We start from the raw sequence: 4,633 nt of genomic DNA, 5'->3' as shown, positions 1-4,633 counted from the left end.
CGCCTATCGTGTGATATGTCTCGCGTCTCGCTGCGCGGCTTCGCGCAGCTGGGCGTGCTCATAAACACTTATTCAGAGTTTCCCTAATACTCCGTGGCTTTCGCTGCTCACGCGTCACGCAAGAGCCGCGTGCTAGGGACGGCGTTCGCGCCGATGCGTTTGCGGTGCCGCGCTTGCGGCCGGATCACGCCCCGGTATAATCCCGGTAGATAGAGCCAGCGGGAAAGTAGGCTACAGGCCACCATCCGGGTAATGAGCGCGATGTCTTTGACCGCGCGGAAATGACTGGGGCGGGCATTGCCCGCGTAGAGGGCCGGAATCGGCAAGAACAAGCTTAGGCACCCCTGCTGCGCGCCCTGGATCAAGATCTCGCTTTCCAGCACAAAGCCTTCGGATCGAAGATCCAACCGCCGCAGAAGACCGGCAGGGTACAGGCGGAAACCGCACTGGCTGTCGTCGACGGCGTAACCGGCGGCCCACGAGATCCAAAAATTGGCGATCTTGTTGGCGATATAGCGCTTAGGAGGAAAGGCGGCCTTCTCCGCGAGGCGCGAGCCGGTGATGATCTCCCGCGGGTGGGCTTGCGCCAGGGCCAGGAATCGCGGAATATCTTCCGGCCGGTGCTGGCCGTCGGCGTCCAGGGTAATCACTGCCGACGCCCCGTGACGGAGCGCCGCCCGCATCCCGGCCCAGAGGCTCGCGGCCTTACCAAGGTTGCGCGGATTGCGTACTAGGGTGATCGGCAGATCGGCGACGCTGGCGGCCGTGCTGTCCGTGGAACCGTCGTCAACGACAATGATCCGGGGGCAATGGCGCAAAACCCCCACGACGACGGCGCGCAGAGTCCGCGCTTCATTGTAGGCAGGAATGACGGTAACGACGCCGTTCATATCGCGAGGACCGTGTTCACCAGCATATAGGGTAAGGCCATTCCTACGAACTGACCAGAGACTCTGGGCCCCGGCGATCCAAATCATCCATGACGACTTTACCCGACTACCGCCGCTGGCGTCCGGCTCCCCTGATCAAAGCGTCCGCGCTTCTGCACGCCGGTGCGGTGGTGGCAACGATCCTTCGTCCAGAAGCCTGGCCCTGGACCGCCGGCGCGGTCGTCACCGACCAGGCGATGCTGACCATCGCTGGACTGTGGCCACGGAGTAGTCTACTGGGGCCGAACTGGAAGCGACTACCGCCCGAAGCCGCGGCGCGGGGTGAGATGGCCATTACCATCGACGACGGCCCGGAGCCAAAGGTTACACCCGCTGTTCTCGACCTGCTCGACCGGCACGGCGTGAAAGCCACCTTCTTCTGCATCGGCGAGCGGGCGATGCGCCACCCTGATCTGTGCAGGGAAATCGTCCAGCGCGGCCACGCAGTGGAAAACCATAGCCTGCGTCACCGGCGCGACTTCGCACTGTTTGGACTCCGCGGCTTCGTCCAAGAAATCAAAGCCGCCCAAGACACTTTGGCCGCGATCACCGGGATGCGCCCCCTCTTCTTCCGCGCTCCCGCAGGCTTGCGCAACCCCTTGCTCGATCCGGCGCTCTGCCGCCTCGCCCTGCGCCTGGTGAGCTGGACCCGCCGCGGCTTCGACACCTTCGACGGCAATGCGGAATCGGTTTCTGCGAGACTGCTGCGCGGACTGAACGGGGGCGACATCTTGCTGCTCCATGACGGCAATGCAGCCCGCACCACCGGCGGCGATGCGGTTATTCTCGATGTCTTGCCACGGTTGCTCGACGCCATCAACGTTGCCAAGCTTCGTCCGGTCACCCTTCGTTCGGCGATTAAATGAGCACTGCATTCAGGCGCGCATTGCTTGATACCGCCGCCGTTCCCTACCGATCCGCCGGCCGTTTCGCCTGGTACTTTGCCCGCGGCAAGCTCGGCCGCGACCCGGTATTTCTCGGCCTGCTCGAGCTGGGTCTGATCCCGGACCACGCACGTATTCTCGATCTCGGCTGCGGCCAGGGCTTGCTGGCTTCATGGCTGCTTGCGGCGCGCGCCCTGTTTGAAGCGGGCCAGTGGCCGGCACGCTGGCCACCGGCCCCAAAGACGTTTGCATATCGGGGTGTCGAGTTAATGCCGCGCGATGTGCGGCGGGCCAGCCGGGCGCTCGGCGAGCGGGCGGAATTCGTCCTCGCCGACATGCGCAGCGCGGACTTCGGCAAGTCCGACGCGATCGTCATCCTCGATGTACTGCATTACATCGACTACTCCGCCCAAGACGACGTGCTACGGCGGGTGCGGGAGGCACTGATGCCCGTGGGCGTGCTGCTGATGCGGGTGGGGGACGCCGCCGGCGGCCTGCCGTTCAGGATCTCCCACTGGGTCGATCACCTGGTGAGCTTCACCCGCGGCTACCGGTTTTCCAGACTTTACTGCCGCTCCCTGCAAGACTGGCAAACGTCGCTCTGCCGGCTCGGCTTCACAATCGAGCCGGTGCCGATGAATCGAGGCACGCCCTTCGCCAATGTGTTGCTTGTCGCTAGGCTCGGCCCCGCCGGCTGAAAGACCCCGCCATGAGCCCGGAAGCCCAACTGTCGTCCATGGCTATTGCATAGGCACTCGCCGGCCTCGGCCTGCGCGAGGCCGTATTCCAAGCGCTGCTCGTGCCGCTCTGCGCGGCGAGCCTCCCCTTGTCGGCTCTGTCCTTAATCTTCTTAAGATCGCGCGTAAAACTCTGACGGAAGGTGGTCTTCACTCCTGGCCTTCGAGAACATTGAAGATGTCCTCGCGAGTTGCCGGTTGTGTTTCGAGTCCCTCGCGTACTGCTTTGCCCAACGCGAAGTCTTCGAGCACCTCGACGAATACTTCATGCAATAGCTCGCGCTCTTCATGCAGCGTCTCGGACAGAGCCTCTTTGAGCGTTTGTTTCAAAGTTTCTCGATCAACTGTAGTTTGTGTCATCGTTTAATCCTCACACATTGGCCAAATGATGCATGGAATGTATCCTACGTATGCTCATTCGCCAAAATCCTCGCCATCAACTGGAACTCCGGCCCAATTCTCCAGATAAACGCCGTTCTTGACATGCAGGTGAAAGGTGGAATATGACCAGTCCTTAACGCATTTCACGAGCCCGTGTTTCACCGGGTTATAGTGCAGGTAATCGAAATGCCGCCCATAGTCCCTTTCGTCCCGCAGCGTATGTTCCCAAAACCGCCGTTGCCAGATGCCGCGCCGCCGGTAGTGTGAACGCGATGCCGTTCGCGGTTGTTCCGGCCCACCCAGCGCCAGCCAGGATTCGGTGAATTATTTTTTGATCGCGCCCCAGCGTTTGGAGTAATCGGTATCGTCGGGCGGCAGGGTCCAGATGGCGTGCAGGTGATCGCGCAGCATCACCAGTGCATCCACCCGGAACGGCCAGCGTTGCCAGCACGCCCGAAATGCCCCGCGCAACAAATCCCGAGAAAGGTCGTTACGCAAAATCGCTGCCCGCCGTTCCGTCACCACGGTGAAGAAAAACGACCCGCCCAGAACATAGCATCGCCGATAATCCGCCATACCGAACCATCCATCCCATCGTAGGGTACGCACCGCATACCAATTCCAGGCGCATCGCGTAACCATTTCAAGCGCCCGGTTACCCATTTTGCCCGGTGTTGAACATCGCCCACAAACCAGAAAGGTTTTCGTGGAATTCATGTTCATGCGGTCGATTTGGCCTCGTTTAAGGTACGCAGTGCGTACCCTACCTGGCTACCTGGCTTGGTCCAATCGTAGTCGGCAAGGGGTAAATCACTCACGTTGAAGACCGATTCGCTCTGCTTTCCAAGAGGTACGTCCCGCTGCCCCTTGATGCGCATCTCGCCGCTGCCCATATGCGTCAAGTCCAACTGAACCGGGTCGAAATCTGGCGTTTCAATTTCTTAGTCACGGTTCTCCACTGCCGTAGCGTGGCTGTGGTCCAGTGCAGCGCGTTTGTTAGGTAATGCCTTTACCTATCGGCCAGCAAAGACCTGCTTGAAATTCCAGCCGGTGCCTATCTTCTTGGCTTGAACAGGCCAACTGGGTGAACCGTCCGCCGTGCCCGTATGCTTGTAGAAAAGCATATCCTCACTCTCCGTTATGGCGTAGACGGCACCATTATCACCAGCAAAGACCTGCTTGAAATTCCAACCGGCACCTATTTTCTTGGCTTGAATAGGCCAACTGGGTGAACCGTCCGCCGTGCCCGTATGCTTGTAGAAAAGCATATCCCCACTCTCCGTTGTCGTGTAAATCGGCGTTGCTAATGCAGAAAGTGGCTATCCACGTCGCGCAAGTAGGCCACGACATATATGATAATTGGAATCGTTAGACCGCAATATATAGGGGACAACTTGCGTCAAGGGGATACCCACTATGCAGAAAATGGCTCAGACGAGAGCTGGGGACCTGGTAGAGTTGTGTAGATCCCGCCATTGGGATCGGCCAGGAACAGCGCGACGCGGTCCTGACCGGTGACCACGGCGGTGACTGGCGCGCCCGGTGTGCTTCTGCCCTCCGAGACGCTCGTCCATGGCCCCCAGCTGCCTTCGGCACTGCCCGAGGTTGTGTAGATCCCGCCATTGGGATCGGCCAGGAACAGCGCGACGCGGTCTTGAGCGGTGAGCACGGCGGTGACTGGCGCGCCGGGTGTGCTTCTGCC

At 60.6% G+C, this 4,633-nt stretch carries 7 protein-coding genes and 1 pseudogene; 2 read left to right on the top strand and 6 right to left on the bottom strand.

Annotated features, from left to right (window positions below; genetic code table 11):
- Nucleotides 1–107 precede the first annotated feature (107 nt).
- The gene (locus M3436_19470) at nucleotides 108–890 is read right to left on the bottom strand and encodes a glycosyltransferase family 2 protein (GenBank protein ID MDQ3566166.1); all 783 of its coding nucleotides are present in this window, start codon (nucleotides 888–890) and stop codon (nucleotides 108–110) included.
- 89 nt (nucleotides 891–979) lie between these two features.
- Between M3436_19470 and M3436_19465 the strand changes: the two genes are divergently transcribed.
- Entirely contained in the window at nucleotides 980–1,795 is an 816-nt protein-coding gene (locus M3436_19465) for a polysaccharide deacetylase family protein (protein ID MDQ3566165.1), read from the top strand.
- On the top strand, nucleotides 1,792–2,511 hold the full coding sequence (locus M3436_19460; GenBank protein ID MDQ3566164.1) for a class I SAM-dependent methyltransferase: 720 nt from the start codon (nucleotides 1,792–1,794) through the stop codon (nucleotides 2,509–2,511). The genes M3436_19465 and M3436_19460 overlap by 4 nt, the downstream gene beginning before the upstream one ends.
- Before the next feature lie 189 nt (nucleotides 2,512–2,700).
- On the opposite strand, the gene M3436_19455 is transcribed toward M3436_19460, so the two are convergent.
- From M3436_19455 to M3436_19435, 5 genes and pseudogenes are all read right to left on the bottom strand, one after another.
- Nucleotides 2,701–2,910: a hypothetical protein gene (locus M3436_19455; GenBank protein MDQ3566163.1), complete on the bottom strand. Its 210-nt coding sequence runs from the start codon at nucleotides 2,908–2,910 to the stop codon at nucleotides 2,701–2,703.
- Between the two features lie 54 nt (nucleotides 2,911–2,964).
- A pseudogene (locus M3436_19450) lies at nucleotides 2,965–3,507 on the bottom strand (transposase).
- A 143-nt stretch (nucleotides 3,508–3,650) separates the two neighbouring features.
- Complete coding sequence (locus tag M3436_19445; GenBank protein ID MDQ3566162.1) at nucleotides 3,651–3,839, bottom strand: hypothetical protein; 189 nt, start codon at nucleotides 3,837–3,839, stop codon at nucleotides 3,651–3,653.
- A gap of 105 nt (nucleotides 3,840–3,944) precedes the next feature.
- The gene (locus M3436_19440) at nucleotides 3,945–4,199 is read right to left on the bottom strand and encodes a tachylectin-related carbohydrate-binding protein (protein MDQ3566161.1); all 255 of its coding nucleotides are present in this window, start codon (nucleotides 4,197–4,199) and stop codon (nucleotides 3,945–3,947) included.
- Between the two features lie 146 nt (nucleotides 4,200–4,345).
- A partial coding sequence (locus M3436_19435; protein MDQ3566160.1) for a hypothetical protein occupies nucleotides 4,346–4,633 on the bottom strand: 288 nt, incomplete at its 5' end.

This window comes from Pseudomonadota bacterium (genome assembly GCA_030859565.1).
GTDB lineage: Bacteria > Pseudomonadota > Gammaproteobacteria > JACCXJ01 > JACCXJ01 > USCg-Taylor.
This window is presented reverse-complemented; position numbering and strand designations above follow the sequence as displayed.

Excerpts from the sequence above, each read along its gene's own strand:
- M3436_19440 (MDQ3566161.1), bottom strand. The coding sequence starts at position 4,199 with ATGCTTTTCTACAAGCATACGGGCACGGCGGACGGTTCACCCAGTTGG.
- M3436_19455 (MDQ3566163.1), bottom strand. The coding sequence starts at position 2,910 with ATGACACAAACTACAGTTGATCGAGAAACTTTGAAACAAACGCTCAAA.
- M3436_19460 (MDQ3566164.1), top strand. The coding sequence starts at position 1,792 with ATGAGCACTGCATTCAGGCGCGCATTGCTTGATACCGCCGCCGTTCCC.
- M3436_19465 (MDQ3566165.1), top strand. The coding sequence starts at position 980 with ATGACGACTTTACCCGACTACCGCCGCTGGCGTCCGGCTCCCCTGATC.
- M3436_19470 (MDQ3566166.1), bottom strand. The coding sequence starts at position 890 with ATGAACGGCGTCGTTACCGTCATTCCTGCCTACAATGAAGCGCGGACT.